Origin of the sequence: Chryseobacterium pennae (genome assembly GCF_003385515.1) — a bacterium.
GTDB lineage: Bacteria > Bacteroidota > Bacteroidia > Flavobacteriales > Weeksellaceae > Chryseobacterium > Chryseobacterium pennae.
This window is the reverse complement of the sequence record NZ_QNVT01000071.1, coordinates 1-859: the sequence shown is the minus strand read 5'-3', so window position 1 is coordinate 859 and position 859 is coordinate 1. Positions and strand designations below refer to the sequence as shown.

The 859-nt window shown below is 36.0% G+C and carries 2 protein-coding genes; both read left to right on the top strand.

Annotation, left to right across the window (positions count from 1 at the left end; genetic code table 11):
• Nucleotides 1–151: type VI secretion system tube protein TssD (tssD, locus tag DRF65_RS28715; RefSeq protein ID WP_317126223.1), on the top strand; the 151-nt coding region annotated here is incomplete at its 5' end.
• A gap of 99 nt (nucleotides 152–250) precedes the next feature.
• Nucleotides 251–682 carry a hypothetical protein gene (locus tag DRF65_RS28170; RefSeq protein WP_115974016.1) on the top strand — a complete coding sequence of 144 codons (432 nt, stop codon included), beginning with the start codon at nucleotides 251–253 and terminating at the stop codon, nucleotides 680–682.
• Nucleotides 683–859 lie beyond the last annotated feature (177 nt).

Here is an 859-nt window from a genome sequence, read left to right as displayed (position 1 = left end):
TAAGTGGGAGAATGGATACGTTATCCAGCACGAAGTAGATTTCGATGCAATCGACAGCAACAGTATGTTGATCAGCTTCGTAATCAGTGCTGAAACTATTGACTACGGTACTTCTCAGTACGCTGGACTTTGGCCATCTGCTGGTAAATAAGCCAGAACAACAAAACTTAAAAAAACTAATGGAACAGTATACTTATAAAGTGTACTGTTCTGTTTTTTTATTCAAGACACGACTAAAAACTATATAAAAATGTTCAGACAAATTCTATTAACTCTCACTTTTACAATCTCATTCATTACTTTACAGGCACAGAATACTTCCTCTCTATATAAAGGCACAGTGAACGGAAAAATGCCGGTAACCTTATTTTTACAATCCGTGGAAAACGGATGTGGTGGAGATCCTTATTATAATGCCATGTACCGTTACGAAAAAGTAAGCAATTGGTTGGAACTTAACGTTACAGAAGGCGCTAAGGGACAATTTGCTATGGTAGAAGAAGGATTTACAGGGCTGATGATTCTAAAGAAAGAAGGAGAAATCATGAAAGGGACCTGGATTAGTCCCGATGGGAAAAAACAAATTCCGGTAGAACTGAAAAAAATAAACATAGGCAAAAAAGACATGGAAAGCTATGAGAAAAAAATGGAGCAATTGAACTACGAAAACCATGATTGCTAATAATAGGTAATAAGGATCCCTTGCTCTAATCTTATCATTGTCAATGAGGAATAACTGCCATCATTCCCCTCCTCTGGAGCTCATCTTGTAGTGGTTTTGAAATAAGATTAAATTTGTATTGTGAAAGATTTTGAAAATATCAAGGGCCTACGTCCTCAGAAAATAAATAATTTAGAA